This is a genomic window from Clostridia bacterium (assembly GCA_017394805.1).
GTDB lineage: Bacteria > Bacillota > Clostridia > Christensenellales > CAG-1252 > RUG14300.
Genome location: JAFPXC010000024.1, coordinates 1 through 17,890, shown reverse-complemented (window position 1 = coordinate 17,890; position 17,890 = coordinate 1). Strand labels below are relative to the sequence as shown.

At 55.3% G+C, this 17,890-nt stretch carries 16 protein-coding genes; 6 read left to right on the top strand and 10 right to left on the bottom strand.

The features are described from left to right. Positions 1 to 15: 15 nt before the first annotated feature. The 10 genes from II896_06260 to II896_06215 form a co-directional block, all read right to left on the bottom strand. The gene (locus tag II896_06260; protein MBQ4444237.1) at positions 16 to 2,781 is read right to left on the bottom strand and encodes a hypothetical protein; all 2,766 of its coding nucleotides are present in this window, start codon (positions 2,779 to 2,781) and stop codon (positions 16 to 18) included. Between the two features lie 9 nt (positions 2,782 to 2,790). After that, positions 2,791 to 4,473: a type II/IV secretion system protein gene (locus tag II896_06255; GenBank protein MBQ4444236.1), complete on the bottom strand. Its 1,683-nt coding sequence runs from the start codon at positions 4,471 to 4,473 to the stop codon at positions 2,791 to 2,793. 29 nt (positions 4,474 to 4,502) lie between these two features. Beyond that, a complete protein-coding gene (locus II896_06250) occupies positions 4,503 to 5,714 on the bottom strand; it encodes a type II secretion system F family protein (GenBank protein MBQ4444235.1) in 1,212 nt (403 codons plus the stop codon). A gap of 9 nt (positions 5,715 to 5,723) precedes the next feature. After that, entirely contained in the window at positions 5,724 to 6,935 is a 1,212-nt protein-coding gene (locus tag II896_06245; protein ID MBQ4444234.1) for a hypothetical protein, read from the bottom strand. A gap of 290 nt (positions 6,936 to 7,225) precedes the next feature. Further along, positions 7,226 to 7,621: a hypothetical protein gene (locus tag II896_06240; GenBank protein ID MBQ4444233.1), complete on the bottom strand. Its 396-nt coding sequence runs from the start codon at positions 7,619 to 7,621 to the stop codon at positions 7,226 to 7,228. A 1-nt stretch (position 7,622) separates the two neighbouring features. After that, positions 7,623 to 8,027 carry a hypothetical protein gene (locus tag II896_06235; GenBank protein ID MBQ4444232.1) on the bottom strand — a complete coding sequence of 135 codons (405 nt, stop codon included), beginning with the start codon at positions 8,025 to 8,027 and terminating at the stop codon, positions 7,623 to 7,625. Next, the gene (locus II896_06230) at positions 8,024 to 8,560 is read right to left on the bottom strand and encodes a prepilin-type N-terminal cleavage/methylation domain-containing protein (GenBank protein MBQ4444231.1); all 537 of its coding nucleotides are present in this window, start codon (positions 8,558 to 8,560) and stop codon (positions 8,024 to 8,026) included. Before II896_06230 ends, II896_06235 begins: the two co-directional genes overlap by 4 nt. Positions 8,561 to 8,996: 436 nt before the next feature. Beyond that, positions 8,997 to 9,683: a prepilin-type N-terminal cleavage/methylation domain-containing protein gene (locus II896_06225; protein ID MBQ4444230.1), complete on the bottom strand. Its 687-nt coding sequence runs from the start codon at positions 9,681 to 9,683 to the stop codon at positions 8,997 to 8,999. A gap of 179 nt (positions 9,684 to 9,862) precedes the next feature. Further along, positions 9,863 to 10,333, bottom strand: coding sequence for a hypothetical protein (locus tag II896_06220; GenBank protein ID MBQ4444229.1), 471 nt, complete (start codon positions 10,331 to 10,333; stop codon positions 9,863 to 9,865). Positions 10,334 to 10,390: 57 nt separating this feature from the next. Then, positions 10,391 to 12,340 (bottom strand): type II secretion system protein, encoded by a 1,950-nt coding sequence (locus II896_06215; protein ID MBQ4444228.1) that lies wholly within the window; start codon positions 12,338 to 12,340, stop codon positions 10,391 to 10,393. Positions 12,341 to 13,464: 1,124 nt separating this feature from the next. Between II896_06215 and II896_06210 the strand changes: the two genes are divergently transcribed. From II896_06210 to II896_06185, 6 genes are read left to right on the top strand one after another with little or no spacing between them, the layout of a single operon-like run. Further along, on the top strand, positions 13,465 to 14,028 hold the full coding sequence (locus II896_06210) for a hypothetical protein (protein ID MBQ4444227.1): 564 nt from the start codon (positions 13,465 to 13,467) through the stop codon (positions 14,026 to 14,028). Positions 14,029 to 14,088: 60 nt separating this feature from the next. Beyond that, the gene (locus II896_06205) at positions 14,089 to 14,373 is read left to right on the top strand and encodes a hypothetical protein (protein MBQ4444226.1); all 285 of its coding nucleotides are present in this window, start codon (positions 14,089 to 14,091) and stop codon (positions 14,371 to 14,373) included. A 56-nt stretch (positions 14,374 to 14,429) separates the two neighbouring features. Continuing rightward, the gene (locus II896_06200; protein MBQ4444225.1) at positions 14,430 to 15,095 is read left to right on the top strand and encodes an ABC transporter ATP-binding protein; all 666 of its coding nucleotides are present in this window, start codon (positions 14,430 to 14,432) and stop codon (positions 15,093 to 15,095) included. Between the two features lies 1 nt (position 15,096). After that, positions 15,097 to 16,320 (top strand): ABC transporter permease, encoded by a 1,224-nt coding sequence (locus tag II896_06195; protein ID MBQ4444224.1) that lies wholly within the window; start codon positions 15,097 to 15,099, stop codon positions 16,318 to 16,320. Positions 16,321 to 16,324: 4 nt separating this feature from the next. Beyond that, complete coding sequence (locus tag II896_06190) at positions 16,325 to 16,870, top strand: hypothetical protein (GenBank protein ID MBQ4444223.1); 546 nt, start codon at positions 16,325 to 16,327, stop codon at positions 16,868 to 16,870. A gap of 44 nt (positions 16,871 to 16,914) precedes the next feature. Next, positions 16,915 to 17,484: a hypothetical protein gene (locus tag II896_06185; GenBank protein MBQ4444222.1), complete on the top strand. Its 570-nt coding sequence runs from the start codon at positions 16,915 to 16,917 to the stop codon at positions 17,482 to 17,484. The last annotated feature ends 406 nt before the right edge of the window (positions 17,485 to 17,890 follow it).

Below are 17,890 nucleotides of genomic sequence, written 5' to 3'. Positions count from 1 at the left end.
CCCTTCTCCTTTTGTTTATTTACCGAAAAAACCCTTCTTTTTGGGTTGCAATGCTTTCAGACAATCGTAGCAATAGCGTACGAATTCGTTGTTTTTGGGGCGCAATTTCTCGATGACGGTCTCGGCCTGCTTGACGCCCGCCTTGTCCTGACTGCTCACGAACGCCGCCAACACGTCCCGCACCTCGGACGACTCGGCCGTCGCCGCCAAGCAGAACTCTTCCGTTTGGGCGTACTGCACGATATCGTTGCCGATGGACAGCACCTCGCGCAAGGCCGCGATGCGCCGCTCGGTCTGGTCGATCTTTTCCTGTTTCTTGGCGGCTCTACCCTTCAAAAGCACCTCGTCGGGAGCGTCGCCCACGGGCACTTCGAACGGCTCCTGCCGCACGTCGTATATGCCGCGCAACGCCAGCCCGCCCGTCTTGAGATAGTTGATGATGCTCTGCAAGAAGCACACGGACACGCCGATCTTGGCGGCTTTGCCCACCTCTTCGTTGAGGTAGTTGGCCATAGCCACGCGCATGGCTTTGTCCTTGGGCAACAACTCTACGTGCGTGATGCACCGCTCGGTATTGCCAGCGATCATTCCCTCTTTGACGGCGAGATAATTCTCGACGACCTCCAATTTGTCCGACTTGGCGGCGGGGTGTTCGTTGACGTAGGCGATGACGGTCTCCGCGCCGTTGGGACGATCGGGGTGACGGAAAATATCCCACACGGCGCCGCCGATCATGGGACGGAGCACGCGGTCCAAAAAGCCTATGCCGAAGCCGTACGCCGCGTCGTTGCCCGTCTTTTGGAGCCCTTCCATCAACGTATTCTCCATCTGCATGACGAGGTAGACGTCCATACGCACGGGGTGTTGGGCGTTGGCGTCGGCCAAGGTCACCAGCATCTTGTTGGCCAAAACGTCGTCCAAAAAGGGGAACGTCTGCCAAATACGCAGCATCTGCTCGATACGCCACGCCACGTCGCCTTGCGAAATGACGTCGCAATACTCGGCAAATATCTTGCGTGACGACCAGGTGCTCATAATCATACCCACCGCCACGTTGTACACGAAGCCCTGCATTTTGGGCAACATAAGCATCATCGGGTGTTCCTTGCGGCGTTGCTCGGCTTCGACCTCTCTGCACAGTTCCTGCGCTACTCTATTGCGCAATTCCACACGCTCGGAGGGGACGTGTTGGTCGATAAAAGTGGCAAACGTCAGGGACAATTCGTCACCTTCGGGCAAATTTTCCAAGAGGGTGTCGTACACCATATCCTTGGCGGTTTTGCCGAGTCGCTTGTAATGATTTCGCAAAAAATCAAGGATTTGGCCAGTGACCGTTTGGGTGCGAATGGCCAGCAATACGCGCTCCACTATGACGTCGCGGGTCTCCTGCGGTTCGGAAGCGAAGTTGTCGTTGAAGAACTCCAATATCTGCGGCTGCAAAAACCCGCCGTAGAACACGCGCAACAGATCGAGGTTGATTTGCTTTTTGGTCTCGGGATCCTCCCCTTTGTAGTTGGCGCAGATAAAGGCGAACAGTTTGTCGCGCATAATATCCGTGTGTATGAGGTCAAGCACCACCTTCATCACCACGTGTTTGGTGCCCGGGATCTCGCTCGCGTAGATTTTGGTGAGCTTGGCGAACACCTGCTTGGGAATGGCATTGTGCGTCGCGGGATAGCGTTCCAGCACCTTCATCGCGTTGATGCGATACTCGTCCGACAAGGCCGCGCGGGCCTTCTCGTAGATGAGGAAGAAGTCGGTCACCTTGTCGTCGTTGGGCAAAATGGCGTCCACGTCGTACATACCCGAACTCGCGCGGAACAAAAACACCAAGTCGGCCAAGGCCTTGAGGTTGACGACGCCCAAAGCGGGCACGGTGGACACCGCGTGATGGGTGGCCATCAAAAACTCGCGGCGCAAGGCGTCGTTGGACAATAGACTGTAGAAGAACTCGACCATCTGACCGTTGGCGGTGATATCCTCGTCTTTGACGCCCACCACGGTCTTGGTCATGAAGTCAAAGAAAGCGCCTTTGCTTTGGGGCACGTGCGGCAGCATCGCGTTCATCGCTTTCAGGCGAATATTCGGGAAGCGGTTGATATCGGACAGCCGCGTGGCAAAACTCAACTCGGGGCGCACGTGATAGGGCATTATCTGCAAAAAACTGTTGATAAAGCGCAAAGAAATGAGGGACGTGTCCTGGTTGGACAAGAGGAAATACACGCCCTTCAACTTGCCGCAAGCCGCCGCCAACATGGCGTAGATGAAACGCTTGATGGTGGTGAGATCGAAGGTGTGCAACAGCCACTCGGTATTCTCGGCCTCTTTGTTTTCGAATTCCTTGTGCGGATACTCGCGCAAGGGTTTGGCCTGCGGATTGGTCACGTCAAAGGCGTCCAGATCCGAAATGAACATGGCGGGGTTGAATACGTCGAAGTTGGGTTGCGACACGACTTCACGCATTTCTTCGGCCGTATATACGAGGTTGTGCACGAGATAAGTACTGCGCTCGCCCGTATAATCCACGGGGATATAGGCGATGCTGCTTTGCACCATAATTCCGTCTTTGGTAACGAATTGGTAGTACCCGTTGTCTATTTTTTGGGTACGCAGGAGGGCCGCCTCCTGTTGCGAGGGCTTGTTTTCGCAAAACGGCGCCAGGTCTCTTTCGACGAAATCCCTATCCAAATCCGCCGAGCACGCAAAGGTATCGAAACTGTCGCTTCGATTGTACATACTCATCTTGGCGGGTACGCGGCTATAGAGTTGCTGAGATGCCATAATTCCCTCCTATTCGGCGTTGAGCGACATCAATTCCTGCAGGCTGGTCACACCCTTGAACACCAAGGATTGGCAGGATTGCCACAGACGCACCATTCCGTTTTTGACGGCCATTTCGCGCAATACGTCGAGGTTTTTGCTACGCGCCACCTCGTTCTTCATATTCTCGTTCATAAAGAGTATCTCGTGTATGGCGGCACGGCCTTTGTACCCCGTATTGTTGCAGAATTGACAGCCCACGGGGCGGAAGATGCTGATGGGCTCGCTCACGCCCAAGATTTCCATTTCTTTCGCATTGGTCTTGCCGCGCTTTTTGCAAGCGGGGCAAAGCCGTTTGACCAAACGCTGGGCGATAACGCCCGCCAAAGCGTCCGCCACCAAATAGTCGGCGACGCCCATATCCTCGAGACGCGTGATGGCGCCGGGCGCGTCGTTGGTGTGCAACGTAGAGAACACCAAGTGGCCCGTGATAGCGGCACGGACGGCGATCTCGGCGGTCTCCTCGTCACGGATCTCACCGATCATGATGATGTCGGGGTCCTGACGAAGGATGGCGCGCAACGCCGCCGCGAAGGTCATGTTGGCCTTGCTGTTGACCTGCGTTTGGTTGATGCCCGCCATGGTGTACTCGACGGGGTCCTCGACCGTAATGATATTGACGGTGGGATCGTTGACCTCTTTGAGGAAGGAGTACAAAGTGGTGGACTTGCCGCAACCCGTAGGCCCCGTCAAGAGGATGATGCCGTGCGGGCGCATCAGCATTTTGTCGATGACCACGTTCTCGGCGTCCGTAAAGCCCAAGTCGGTACGGGTAAAGTGGAAGGACGTCTTGTCCAAAATACGGATAACGAACTTCTCGCCGTGCACGGTAGGCATGCTGGACACACGGAAGTCGTACTCTTTGCCGCCCACGACGAGGTTGATACGGCCGTCCTGCGGGATACGCCGCTCGGCGATATTCAAGCCGGACAAAATCTTCAAACGGGCGCATATGGCCGAATAGGACTCAATGGGAAACTCCGCACGCTCCTGCAAGTCGCCGTCGATACGGTAACGCACGCGCACGCGCTTCTCAAAAGGCTCTATGTGAATATCGCTCGCGCGGTAGGGAATGGCTTCTTTGATGATACTGTCCACCAACCGCACGGCGGGGTTGTTGATGACGTCGTTCTCTTTGAACACCTCGCCGCCGCCCTTGTCGGAGAAGAGTTGGTCGTCCTTTTCGGCGTTGAGGTCGGACAACGCGGCCGAAGTGGTGATGACGGCGGCCACCGCGTCGATATAGCGGTCGATCTGCGAGGGCGCGGTCAACACGTAGTCCACGGGGCCGGTATAGCAGATGGACACGGCGGACATGGTGGAGCAGTCCACGGGTTTGCCGATGGCCACCAAGAGAATGCCGTCGTTGTTGATGCTCACGGGCACCATCTTGTGCGCCTTCATAAACTCGAAGCCGAATTGCCCGAACAATTCCTTGTCGATATCCAACATTTCCAACTCGACGGCGGGAATGTTGTAGTACTCGCTCAACACGTCCAATTCGCCCGGCTCGGTGATATACTCCTTGGTGAGAAGGTAGTCGCGTATATACGTCTTGACGCGCGCGGCGTCCACCAAAACCTCGTCCGCCGTTTTGCGGTTGACGACTTTTTTGTACACGTAATATTGCAGTAGTTCGTAGTTAATATTCATTCTCTGCTCCTTAGACTATCGTCATACGCCTACGCAAGGGTGGTCATAATGGAAAGCATGGGCGAATAGATGGCGATAAACAGCGTACCGACCACGCCGCCCATCAGTCCCAACAAGATGGGCTGCAATTTGCTCGTGATGCTCTGAATGGTCGTGCTGACCTGCTCGTCGAAGAAGTTGCACGAACGGGTGAGCACCTCGTCCAACGCGTTGCTTCGCTCGCCGACAGCCACCATCTGGATAAGCAAATCGGGGAAAAGTTTGTACTTGTTGAAAGCCGCCGCCAGTTGCTCGCCCTGCCGCACGTCTTCCACGGCTTTTTTGAAGCGCGCCAATTCGTCCTGGTTGCCCAACACGACCTGTATGGTATCCAATGCGTCCATAACGTCCATGCCCGACGACAGCAACAAGCCGAAACCGCGGGCGAAACGCGCGGTGATCTGCGCCATCGTGATCTTCTTGACGAGCGGCGCCTGCAACTTGAACTTGTCCAAAAGCAAACGTCCCTGCTTTGTCTTGCGGATCACCAAGAACAACGCGATGAATGCGCCTATGCCCAAAAGAAGTTTCTTCCAGTTGGCCAAAAACCAATCGGACATCACCCATACGACTTTGGTGATGCCGGTGGGCGTGATCTCCAACGAACTCAAGGATTCGCGGAAGGTGGGCACGATGAAGAGCATCATCGCAATGGTGATAGCCACCGTGATGCCCAAAAGCATAATGGGGTACGCCATGGCGCTCTTGGTCTTCCTGCGCATGGCGGCGTCGTTTTCGTAGTAGTCGGCGAGGCTGTTGAACACCATCTCCAACTTGCCGCTGACCTCGCCCACGTAGATCATACTGCGGAAGAACTCGGGGAAGACTTTGCTGTGCTTGTCCATGGCCTCGGACAGCATCACGCCGCCCTTGACATCCTCGTAAATCATTTCGATAATATCCTTGAAGAACTTGTCGTAGGACTGCGCGCGCAGGTTGGACAAGCACTCCAGAATGGACGTGCCCGAGTTGATCATAATGGCGAATTGACGGCAGAACGTCGTCAAATCGCCGAGTTTCACCTTGCCGCTGCCCAACGTGAAGAAACTGCTGGGTCCCTTGCCGTGGTCCACCGTGTACGAAATCAAAAAGAGATTTTGCTTGGCCAACTCGGTGGCAAGCTCACGCTCGTTCTCGGCTACGAAGATGCCGTGGAACTTCTCTTTATGCAGATTGACAGCGACGTACTTGTACTTACGCATTGCTTCTCCTCAGAAGTTGTTGTTTTGATTGTACTGAGCGGCGTACAATCCGCCGTACAACTCGAGGTGGCGAGCCACGAGATCCTTTTCTTTGTCCAGCCCCAGGGACACGAAGGTGACGCCGTTCTCCTCTTTCTCGAGGTTGACCGTATCGTAGAGATGATCGAAGCGAGGGGGCATATTGACGTACACCGTATCCACCGCGCCCATTTCTTTCAATCGTGCGTTGCCGTTGATGAACTCCAACGTCCACTTGACGAAGATGCGGAAGTTCTCCGCCTCGAAGCCTTCGGGCGACTCGGGCACGGGGCGTTGCATGAATTTGGGTAGTACGCGGGGGGTCTTTTTGGGCAACGTCTTGATCTGCACCGCGCGTTGCACCGTGTTTTGGTCGCTGGAGAACGAGATTTCCGCGTCGAAATTTTCGGCCTCTTGCGGCTCGGCGTCCGCGCTTTCGGCGGCCGCGTCCCCGCCCGCCATGGTCAACTGCTTGGCCTTGGCTTTCTCCTTGGCGTTGATGACCGCGAGTTCGGCCACGGGGTGGTCGAAGAGCATATTTTCGGCCACCAACTTGTTGTCGTGCAAGATGCCGAATCCGAACGGCAGGTCGTAGCAACCCACCGTAGTGCCCTTGACGACGTAGCAGATGCGCGAATAGCCCTCTTTGATATCCACCAAAACGTAGGTGCCGTTTTTCAATTTGCCGTTAAGGGCGATGGCGCCGTCCACGATGGCGTTGGACTCGTAGGTCAGCACGTTGGCGAACATATTGCTGCCGCTGCAGCAGGTGTACAACCCCTGCAACAGTTTTTGGCGAATGACCACCAGGTTGATGGTGCTGTATTGCTTGTTGGAGGCCGACACGAACTTGTTGTAGCGCAATTCGGCCAGGTTGTGATAGCGTGCCTGAATGGCGACGTTGGTCAGGTTTTCCAGACTCTTGCGGTTGACGCCGGGGATATTGACGCTGTCCGTCATCACCAGGCCGTCGGGCACCAATATCGTCACCTTGGCGGCTTTGCCCGCGTACGAGGGCTTGCTGGCGCTGTAGTCGGTCAAAAACTTGGTAAACTCGCGGTAAAACTCGTCCGTAAAGGGCTTGGCCTTGAAGGGCTTGCTGTCCATTTGGATGCTGCCTTTGTCGTTGCCCACGGCGGAATAGAACCGCACGCTCTTGTCGTGCATTCGTATGGATATCACCGTTGTAAATACTTGCGCCATTGCTTGCTCCTTTTTACGTCACCTTAAGCCGATGGCGAAGCCATCGTGTCGAAAGGTCCCATAGAGTATGTGCCTCTGCTTATGGGATCCCTCGAATACCTCGGGATGACGTTATATTCTTCTCCATATCCCAAACGCTTGCGTTTGGATTTCTCCCGTGCCTTGGCACGGATTTCTCCCGCGTTAGCGGATTTCTCCCATTCGTCAGAATGGATTTCTTCACGCCCTCAGGCGAGATTTCTCCCAAGGCTGCGCCTTGGATTTCTCCCGCGGCAGCGGCTTCTCTACGGTTATTCCGTAGGCGGCTCGTAATTGTAACTCCACCGCACCACCTTGGCGTCCGCGCCTTTGCCGCGCACTTCCACGCACAGCATAGGGGTGGAGTTGCCCTCGTAGTAGATGAGCATTCGCTCGGTGTCCTCGTCCACCATAGACAACACAGGGCGGTATTTGCCCCGATAGAATTCGGCGTAGAAGTCGGTGCCCGCTCTATGCGCGCGGAAGAACTCCTCGCCGATGCTGTCCGCAGTCAGGCGGGTGCTCGTCGTCGTCGTCGTGCGGTTGTTGAGAATGGTGGTCATCTCGGTGATGAGCAACAGCATCGTGCACATCGCAAAGATGATGAGCATCGTGCCTATCGCCATCTCCATGGCCAATCCGCGCTTGTTGCGAAGTATCTTTCTCATATCAATAATGCCTCTCGTAGCGCGGCATACTCAGGACCATGCGGTCTTTGCTGTCCTTGACGGTGGCGAGGAACGTCGCCGAGGTCGTGCCGTAGATGACCTTCATTCGCACCGTGTACCCTTCGCCCTTGTAGACGTAGAGCGTGTTGCTTTCGATTTCTATTTGCGGGCTGACGAACAGGTACATCAACCCCGTGAATTCCTCGTTGGAATTGGCGTACTTGAAGCACTCCATACCCTTTTCGGCGACGTTGATACCGTTGTTGATCTGCGTCATATTGTTGCTGACTATGCTGAAACGCATGATCATACTCATAGCCGTCACGCTGACCACGATGATGATGGACATCGCCACCACCACTTCGGCAAGTCCCATTCCCTTGCGGGAGAGCAAGCGCTTCATCATGGTTTCGCCCCCGTGCCGCGCGTGCACATCAGGATATCGTAGTTGCCGTACTGCTCGTTCAGGCCGACCGAGGTGTTGGGCATGGCGTACGAGACGCGCATCATGATCAACTGCTGATTCTTGGCGTTGGTGCGCACCGAGAAATGTACGCTGCGGACGTATTGCACGGGGCAATAGCCGTCCTCTCCGCCTTTGACGTTGAACTCCAACTCTTCCCCGTTGACGTGGTAGTAGAAGGCGTATCGCTCGGTGGGATCCGACACCGACACGGCGGTCAGCACGCCGTTGTCTTCTGTGGTCTCGAAATAGTAGTCCTCCGCGTCGTACAACGACACGAACTTGCGGAAGAAGGTGGAGCAAAGCCGCTCGGTAGAGGTCAGCTTGTAGCGGTTGGTACCCCACTTGCTCCAGGCGTTGCATATCAAGGTAAAGGACACGACCATACTTATCATAATGGCCATAACGGCCATGACGACCACCAACTCCGCCAAGGTAAAGGCTCTTTTGGTTTGTAACAGTTTGCGTCCCGACATTCCTACCTCGATGCACGCCCGCGTGCCGTTCGTTTACACCATATCCCAAACGCCTGCGTTTGGGCTTCTCCCAAGGGCTGTGCCTTGGATTTCTCCCGCGTCAGCGGATTTCTCCCGACGGAGTTGGATCTCCCCTCGCCCTCGGGCGAGATATCTCTCGTTATACTTAGCGTGCGCACGCCGTCCTTTCCTATCCGCCCCCATCTCGGGCTCGTCACCTTGAGCCGATGGCTATGCCGTCGTGTCGAAAGGTCCCATGGGGTATGTGCCTCTACTTAGGAGATCCCTCGGAATGACGTGCTTGTTTTGCCATATCCCGCGAGGGTTTCGTTCGATTTTCCTTTTATATTTACGCGCACGCTCGTGCGCGTAAATATAAAAGGGCACCGCGGCACCCATAAGGTGTGCGGTGCCCCTATATTAGGTTTGAGAACGATTATTGAGCGATGAACGCGACGCAGGTGTCAGCCAAGTCGGCGTTGTAGTACACCTTGACGAGAGCGGTGGTCTCGCCGTCTTTGGCTTGATATTTCCACACGGCGTAAGCAGAGGTCTCCAAGGGGTTGGACTTGATGCCGGTGGGGGTGGCGTTGTGATCGTTGCCCTCGGCAGCGGTGTCGGCGGTGGCGACCCAGCTACCGACGTTGGTGCCGTCCTTCTTGCCGTCCTTGCCGGAAAGTTTGTAGTCGAGGACGTCTTTGATCAAAGCATCGATGTTGTCCTTCTTGTCGGTGGCCATTTCAGTGCCGAAACGACCCGCGGAGACGAACACGGAGAAGATACCGCCGGCATAGTCGGTGCTGGCTTCACCCTGGGGATACTTGGTATCGGCAGCGAATTTCTTCACGTCTTTTTGCTCGAGCTTGCGGTTCTCGATGACGAAGAAGTAGTCGGCGTCGGCCTTGCTGTCGCTATTGATGGCGAACAAGGTATTCTCGGGCATTTGACCTTCGGTGTTGGAGAGCAACGCTTCTTGGGCGTTCTTGGCTTGGCTTTGCGCAGCGGAAGCACGCGCGTTGGCGGTGACGGTGGTGAAGGTAGGAATCAACACGGCGGCCAAGATGGCGATAACCGCGATAACGATAACTAACTCAACGATGGTAAATCCTTTTCTGTTTTTCATAATAAATCTCCTTTTTTTGTTTTTATTTTGTGTTTTTGGCAGACTTTCCTACCGTTCGGCTTGGGCAAAAACTTCAAGGCAAAGGGTTACTGCGCCCTTCCTTTGCTAAGAGTTCGTGCGTGGGCACGAAGGCGGATTGTCGATGATGGATATATCTATACGGGCGCCTTAAAATACGCTCAATCGAGTAGCCTACACAAAGTAAGATAGATTTTGTTAGGCACCGCGGGTGCGTCGTGCCTCTCCACGGCAAGGACATTGCGCTTGACGGCGCGAAGGGCACGACGAACACGACGATAGATCTCTTTTGCCAACTGCACGCTGCTGATGACGAGGTAACTCACCACGGACACGGCGATGGCAATGCTCAAAAACACGACGGCGATCAGCCAATCCTCGGATACGGCAAACAGTCTTGCGTTGACGTCGGCGAAAGCACTATAAATACTGCCGGCGTTCCACAGGCTCAGTTTGGTCTGACCGAAACCGAGGTGCGCAACGTCAACCGCGAAGAGGAAGTACATCCACGCGGTCAGTATGATATAGAGTACGCCGTAGCTGATGGCCGCCCACTTCATGCGCTTCCTATAGAGGAAGCGCACGAGGGACACCGCTACGAGCGACCATAATAGCATCAATACGATGATCATAGTTGCTCCTTAGCAGAATTTATGCAGCAAGAATGCTACAAACAATGTGCTGTTGCGTTAGGCAACGACTTTGCCGTTGTTGCCGCCGATGTTGTTACCGTCTTTATCCTTGATGGTGTCATACTTGTTGGCCGAGAGACGGCTGTCTTGATGACCACCGACGGTGTTGCCTTGCCAGTAAGGATAGGGGGCGGAAGTCTCGGGGTTGATGGGCATGACGGTCGCGTCGGCAGTATCGAAATAGATTACAATGCCGCCGGCGACAGTGCCGCCGACAACACCGAGCATGTTGGCGTTATTGCTGACCGCGGTCAACGTGGCGCCGGAGAAGTCGTTGGTGCCTTCGAAGACGATCAATCCGCTACGCATATCGCCGATGGCGGCGCCTACGCCCTGGTAACCGCTGACCTTGCCGTCGAACACGCTGTTGCGAATGATGATGTTGAAGATCTCTTTGGTGTTGTTGCCGTCGGCGTCATAAGAAGCAACGGCGGTTTTACTCGCAGGCTGATCCTCGACACGGCAAGAGAAACCGATGAGACCGCCGCAGGGACCGTAACTACTCGTTTCGGGGCCGCCGATGACGGTGGCGGACACGTGACAATCCTCGATGGTCAACGTGCCGTTGCACAAACGACGATACGTATCTTTGCCGCCAACGACGTCGGTTTCACCGCTCGAACCCACGTAACCGACCAAGCCTGCCGCGGTGGCGGCGCCCTTGATGGTGACGGTGTTCTCAACGGTGATGTTCTTCAACAAGACGTTGGTGACGCTTTGGTTGGCCTTGCCGGGGGTGGGATTGTCGACGACACCACCGATGATACCGATGGAGTTACGGCTGTGTTGCTTGGTGGTCAAGGTCATATCGAAGTTGCTGCCGGGCTCGTCCATCGTGAGGTTGCGGAAGGTAACGTTCTCGATGGTAGTCTTGCCGTACAGAGTGCCCCAGAAACCGGTAACGAAGTATTTACCGCCCGAGCCTTCGAAGGTCATCGTCTCGCCGTAGCCGGTGGCTTTGGTCAAACGAGCGCCGTTGATGACGATGGGGTTGGCCGCATTGTCGGTGCCGAAGTAGCCGGTGAATTGTTTGACAGGCGCCCACTCGTGATCGCTGGCGTCGATGGTCGTACCGGCGGGAATGATGATGGCCGCGTTCTCGGAGATCTTGCCCGAGTTGATTTGGGTGAACAGGGAGTAGACGTACTCGCTGGCAGCCTTTTGGGCGATCTTGATTTCGTCGGCGGTGGCAGAGGAGCTGGTGTTGACGCTGATGTAGTACACATTGGAGTTGACGTCACCGGAGCTGGTCAATTCGCTCTCAACCTTCAAAATTTGCATGGAGGCGTAGGTACCGGTGGCCACCGTGTCGCTGGTCAATTCTTTGCTCGCGGTGATCTTGGCGGTTTCGGTATCCTCGATGCCGATGCTGTTAAGCATCACGGGGTTGGTTTCCATCGCGTTGTACACAGACTCGAGGGCGACCTTTTCGGATTCGGTCGTGGCGCCACCGAGGATTTGAGTCTTGGTTTGGCCGGCTTTGGAACTTTCGATATTCAAACCGGTGTCCAACTCTTCCGCTTTCAACTTGTTGTCGTTGTACAGTTTGAGGTACTTGGTCTTGGTCGTATCGAGGAACAGGTTGGGATCGACGGTCTCGGGATAGACGACCTTGTGCTCGGTGGAGCTGTACAGGATCATCACGTTGTCGAGAGCGTACCAGTAGACTTGATAACCCTTGGTAAGGGCTTGCCAGTTCTCGGTGTTGTAACCGGCGTTCGCCAAGATCTGGTGAACAGTCTCGACGTCGGCGGGTTTGGCGCCCATTTTGCTCTCTTCGGCTTTCAATGCAAGGTTCATTTGACGCACGGCTTGCATATCGGCGCTGAGGTTAGCCTTTTTGATCAGGCTCGAGAAGGTAGGAATGAGCACCGCGGCCAAAACGGCGATGACGGCAATCACGATTACCAACTCTACAATGGTAAAACCACGTTTGCTTTGCTTCATTGTTCGTTCTCCTTGAATAAGATTTTTGTATTTTGACGGCACTCGCCGAACATACCTTGTTTTAGTTTGCGCGGCTTTTGCACACCCATACGCATAGGCACGCGACGCACGTATGCATGAGGACAAAAAGCCTACAGTGAGCCTACTGTTCCCCGTCATTATACCACGCACAAGCGCCCCAGTCAACTTATTTATATGACTTAAACGATTATTTGTGTAACTTTTTCGCCAAATTTCCCCAAATATACATAAAAACTATACGTTCTATACATTTTTGTCTTCCGCGTTACGCGCAAAATGCACGCGCCCGCACTGCGCGCACACGTCGCGCCCAAAGCGCCGAGAGGGCACGGCGGTCGATCAGACTGCGCATGGCGCCGATACGCACCGTCATTCCGAGCGTATCGAGGAATCCCATAAGCGGAGGTACATGCCCCACGGGACCTTTCGACACGATGGCTTCGCCCTCGGCGCAAGGTGACGTCAATATAGCAGACCGACAAGTACGCCATATTGAGAGGGCGGGTGACAATGCGCGACGCTCGCCCGCTCGCGGCTCGAATGGGCTTCTTCGGCACGCGCCGAATCTTGCCCGAGCGAGGGCACGAAAGCGCCGCTATACGTTTTGTATATATCGCGCGTTTTTCCGCGCACCCGTTTACGCGCCGCGCGCCCGCCTTTTTGCCGTCCGCGCGGGATGCGGCTCGGTACTACCTACCCTACGTATGGGGGGTATTGCGCACCACGACCCCGCAAAACGGTCGCCGAAACCCCCGTTTTTCGGGTATTCAAAACGATAACTTGTTCATTCCAAAATACCCAAAAACACGCGTTTTTCGGCCAAAAACACCCGTTTTCGATACGTTTTGTATAGTTTTGCCCCCACAATATGTCGGTTTCGGAGCGTTTTGGGGGGCTAACCTACTACAAATTGGGGTGGTTTTGCGGCGTTTTCACCTTCGCTTAGCCCCAGCTTTGGCCCCTTCCCGCGCGTAATATATTTATCGTTTCGCGCAAGAGGTCGGGGCTTTTCACGCTCCCCCACGCAATCACAAACCGCGCGTTTTTTCGACCGCTCGTTACAAACCGTTTACAAGTTTTCGCGCTTGTGGTACACTATTCGTATGTACACGGACACCCCTCTCACCAAACGAAATATCCGCGATGCGGCCGCAGAATACTGCGCGCATCACCATATCGCCGTCAAGATCACCTTCGACGCCACCGTGGCGGACGAGGGCGGGTTCGATCGCACGGCGGCTACCGTCGTCGTAGGGCGCGCGCTCACCGAAGCCCCCGATTGGGCGGGGTATTACTTTCTCTTCCGTATGCTCGTCGAGGCGCACGAGGTGTTGCGCCCCGCCGACTTCGACGCCCTGACGGCGCGTAGCAAGGACTACCGCATAGGCGCGAACGGCAAATGCGCCAAATGGACGCAAGGGGGCTGGCTCGTCGTAGACCTCAACGCCGTGCGGCCTCGCCCCGCCGCCTATTGGCAGGCGGCCGCCCTCAATATGCCGCACGAGGTCGAGGCGGGCGAGATCGCCGTAGAGGAGACCTACGACCTGCTCACGCACGACTGTCAGCGCGACAATCTGCACAACCTGCACTATATGGCGCATTCCCGCCGCTTCGAGCGGGCCGAATACCCCGCGTTGTTCGACGAAATAGACGCGTTGGTGCCATAAACCCGGTCCTTTTGGGGGTTCGGGCTTGACTTTGCCGACGAACGTAGGTACAATGGAACTATGAGATATCGTTTTTCGCGCAAATTGATACCGGCGATCGTGTTGCTCCTATGCATTCTGGCGGTGGGGCTGGTTTTGTCCAACGTCATTTATTGCGCCCACACGATGGAAGGGCATTGCGATTGCGCCGTATGCCGCATCGTCTCGGTGATAGGCGTCGCCTTCGTCCTCGTCCTTTCGTGCTTCGTCGTGGCGTCTCTTCGCACCGACGGCGAGACCGCGCGTCGGCCGTATCACGCTTTTTCCTTTTCTCCCGTCTCGTTGGCGGTCAAATTGAGTTGTTAGGCCTATTCCGTCGCCCGCTTGGGCATTTTTGACAAACGTAATAGGAGGTTTAACGTATGATTATATTACAAGATATCAAGCGTTCGTATGACGGGCGGCTCGTTTTGGATGTCCCGTACTGCGAATTCGAGGACGGCAAGTCCTATTTTATCAAGGGCGAATCGGGCACAGGCAAGACGACTTTGTTCAATTTGATTTCGGGCTTGGCTTTGCCCGAAGAAGGCATCGTGCAGGTGGGCGACGATATGGTGCAATGCATGACCGAGCGCCAACGCGACGCGTTTCGTGCCCAAAACGTGGGGTACGTATTCCAGGATTTCAATCTTTTCGACGGATTTACCGCTTTGGAGAACGTGCTCGTTCCCATCGCTTTCGTCGAGCAAAAAGCACGCGCCAAAGAAGCCAAGGCCCGCGCGATGGACGCACTCGGCAAGGTGGGGCTGGCGGACAAAAGCGGCGTCAAGGTCAACAAACTGTCGGGCGGCGAAAAACAGCGAGTCGCCATCGCGCGCGCTCTGGTCAACGTGCCCAAGGTTTTGCTGGCGGACGAGCCTACGGGCAATTTGGACAAGCGCAACAGCGCGCATATTATGGATTTACTGATAGACAGCGCACGCGCGTGCGGGGCCACCTTGTTGGTCGTCAGTCACGATTTGTCGTTGGCGGAGAAATTCGACGTGGTGTTAGATATTTCCGACGTCAACCGACAAGAGGAGGCGTAATATGTTGCTGCGCTTCGTAAAAAACAATATATTGGCCAAGCCGTTGCGCAACGTTTTGGTCGTCATCTCTTGTACGGTCAGCATTCTTTTGATGCTCATGATGATCAACATCAGCGAGCAGGTCAACGACCAATTCGGCACATCCACCGAGCGATATACGTACATACTGGGCGGCAACTGCTCGGAGACCGATATGGTTTTGGACGGTCTTTTCTTCTACGATATGCCCAAAAAGCGCTTGCCTTTCGCCGAATACGAGCAAGTCAAGGCCATCGAGGGCGTCAAAGCGGCCGTGCCCATCGCCATGGCGGACTTCGTCACGGGCTCGGACTACCGCGTTATCGGCACGGACAGCACCTACTTCGTGCAAGACGGCGTCGCGCTCTACGCGCTGTCCTCGGGCGTATATCTGGGCGAATACGACCCCACGCCCAACGCCGCCGACGTGGTATTGGGACACACCGTAGCCGACAACCTCAAACTCGACGTAGGCTCGGTATTCACGGCCAGCCACAGCCATGACGCCGAGGGCGAACACGCACAATTTGCCTACCACGTGGTAGGGGTTTTGGCGCCAACGGGCACCGCCGTAGACAACGCGGCCTATACGCATTATCAAGCGATATGGGCGTCTCACGCACACGCGGAAGAGGACGAAGAAGAGGAAGGCGAAGAAAATCACGCCGAAGAAGGCTTCATCCATCTCGTGCTGCTGTCCGCGACCATCAACGGTATGAACAACCTCGTCCAAACGTACGCCAACGCCACCAACGTGACTTTGGCCGGTACGGTAGACACCTTGCACGGCGTGTCCGCCCTGTTCGGCGACGCGGGCAAAATCGTCTTGGCCATCATCGTCATCGTCATCGTTATGGCGTTCAATATGCTATTCTTAGCCATGTTCACCGCCGTGGGCGAACGGCGTAGAGACGTGGCTATCCTGCGCGCCTTGGGCAGCAGCCGCGCCAAGATCTTTTGCTCCATGCTGTTGGAATCCTTTATTTTGCTGACGGTGGGCTGCTTGGCGGGCTGGCTTCTGTCCTTCGCGGGGTTGGCCGTTATCGGCGGCACGTTCACGGGTATGCTCGGCATCGTCATCAGCCCCGTCAAACGCTGTTTGGCCGAGTTGTATATCATTTTGGGCAGTTACGGCGTGGGACTGCTGGCAACGCTCTTGCCCGCGTTGCTGGCCTATCGCACCGAGCCAATTCAATATTTGAGGTAATAGTATGGCAAACAAAGACAAGCAAATCGAAAAACGCAATCGGGAAATGGCGCGGCGCAAAGCCGAGGCCGAAGCACGCACGCAAGCGCTGAAAGCGAAAAAGAGAAAGCGCGCGATCATCGCCATCGTGGCAGCCTGCCTGGTGGTAGCCGTCGTATGCGCCGTGACCGTCGGCGTGACCATCGCCAAAAGCAACAAGTACACCGAACTCGATTTCAAAACGCTGAAAGTGCCCACGACCGCCGCCGAAGCGCAGTCTATGCAGAAATACGGCCATCAAAACGTGATCATGGAAGGGTACACTTTCGCCTGCACCAGCAAATACTACGTGCTCTGCAAATCGGCGGTGTCGAGTTGCCCCTACGTCACGGGCACGATACCCGACAACAGCATCCGTATGGAAATGAAGGACGGCTCCTACTTCACGTTGGGCAACAATGCGCGCGTGCGCATTTGGGGACGGTTGGAAATCAACACCACCGGCACCGAGAAGTTCGAGGGCCAAGAGACTTATATGTATTTGGTGTTGGATAAGATAGAAGAAATTTGATTGGCACCGAAAACCCCTATACGTATAGCGATTTTGAGAACATTATGTACTATCACGCATCTCCTACGGGTAGGATTGAGCGACTTGAACCAAGGGTTTCCGAACACGGAATACCCTTGGTCTATTTGTCTTCGAAACGGGAAAACGTGCTCGTCTATTTGAGCAACGCCGTCGAAAAGTTTTGCAGAGAGACGGGCTTTGCCTATGACGGCAAATACACGAAATGGGGCCCCTACGGATTCGACGAGCGCGGAATTCTGCGATTGGAAGAATACTATCCCCACGGCATAGAAAAGACGTACAAGGGCGTAGCTGGGTATATCTATCGCGCGGAAGCCGTAGTCGAGGCCGACTGCGCAACGGGCATTCCGTATGCCGTCGTGAGCAGCCAGCCCGTAGCCGTGACCGCGGTAGAGTACGTCCCGGACGCATACGAAGCCATCGTGCAGGCGGCGAGAGAGGGGCTTATCACGATACGGCGATACGAGGACATGCCCGCAGAGAAGCACGCGTGGATCGCCAAAACCGTACGCGAAGAATACGCGAACGCCGCGAACCACCCCGAATACAGGCATTTTTTGAAAGGCAATTTCCCGAACGTCATTTCCGACTGACGATGATTGCAGACGAATTTTGAGAAAAAGATACCCCTATGGGGTATTTTTTGTATTTCAAGGCTTTTGTGCAAGCACGATGCGCGCTTGGTCGGTCGGGATAGCCCCTCGCTTCACTCGGGACTTCCCTCCACCCACACGGGAGGCGCTCTCATCAAAAGCAAAAACCGTAGTGTCAAAGACACTACCTTTTGTTTAAAGGGGCACCCGCTCAAACCTTCGGCTTGTGGCAAGAGTTTTTTCTTCACAACGCGCTGGTCGGGATAGCCCCTCGCTTCGCTCGGGACTTCCCTCCTCCCTCGCGGGAGGCGCTCTCACCAAAAGCAAAAAAAGTAGTGTCAAAGACACTACCTATTGTTTAAAGGGGCACCCGCTCAAACCTTCGGCTTGCGGCAAGAGTTTCTTC

Excerpts from the sequence above, each read along its gene's own strand:
- II896_06260 (MBQ4444237.1), bottom strand. The coding sequence starts at position 2,781 with ATGGCATCTCAGCAACTCTATAGCCGCGTACCCGCCAAGATGAGTATG.
- II896_06255 (MBQ4444236.1), bottom strand. The coding sequence starts at position 4,473 with ATGAATATTAACTACGAACTACTGCAATATTACGTGTACAAAAAAGTC.
- II896_06250 (MBQ4444235.1), bottom strand. The coding sequence starts at position 5,714 with ATGCGTAAGTACAAGTACGTCGCTGTCAATCTGCATAAAGAGAAGTTC.
- II896_06245 (MBQ4444234.1), bottom strand. The coding sequence starts at position 6,935 with ATGGCGCAAGTATTTACAACGGTGATATCCATACGAATGCACGACAAG.
- II896_06240 (MBQ4444233.1), bottom strand. The coding sequence starts at position 7,621 with ATGAGAAAGATACTTCGCAACAAGCGCGGATTGGCCATGGAGATGGCG.
- II896_06235 (MBQ4444232.1), bottom strand. The coding sequence starts at position 8,027 with ATGATGAAGCGCTTGCTCTCCCGCAAGGGAATGGGACTTGCCGAAGTG.
- II896_06230 (MBQ4444231.1), bottom strand. The coding sequence starts at position 8,560 with ATGTCGGGACGCAAACTGTTACAAACCAAAAGAGCCTTTACCTTGGCG.
- II896_06225 (MBQ4444230.1), bottom strand. The coding sequence starts at position 9,683 with ATGAAAAACAGAAAAGGATTTACCATCGTTGAGTTAGTTATCGTTATC.
- II896_06220 (MBQ4444229.1), bottom strand. The coding sequence starts at position 10,333 with ATGATCATCGTATTGATGCTATTATGGTCGCTCGTAGCGGTGTCCCTC.
- II896_06215 (MBQ4444228.1), bottom strand. The coding sequence starts at position 12,340 with ATGAAGCAAAGCAAACGTGGTTTTACCATTGTAGAGTTGGTAATCGTG.
- II896_06210 (MBQ4444227.1), top strand. The coding sequence starts at position 13,465 with ATGTACACGGACACCCCTCTCACCAAACGAAATATCCGCGATGCGGCC.
- II896_06205 (MBQ4444226.1), top strand. The coding sequence starts at position 14,089 with ATGAGATATCGTTTTTCGCGCAAATTGATACCGGCGATCGTGTTGCTC.
- II896_06200 (MBQ4444225.1), top strand. The coding sequence starts at position 14,430 with ATGATTATATTACAAGATATCAAGCGTTCGTATGACGGGCGGCTCGTT.
- II896_06195 (MBQ4444224.1), top strand. The coding sequence starts at position 15,097 with ATGTTGCTGCGCTTCGTAAAAAACAATATATTGGCCAAGCCGTTGCGC.
- II896_06190 (MBQ4444223.1), top strand. The coding sequence starts at position 16,325 with ATGGCAAACAAAGACAAGCAAATCGAAAAACGCAATCGGGAAATGGCG.
- II896_06185 (MBQ4444222.1), top strand. The coding sequence starts at position 16,915 with ATGTACTATCACGCATCTCCTACGGGTAGGATTGAGCGACTTGAACCA.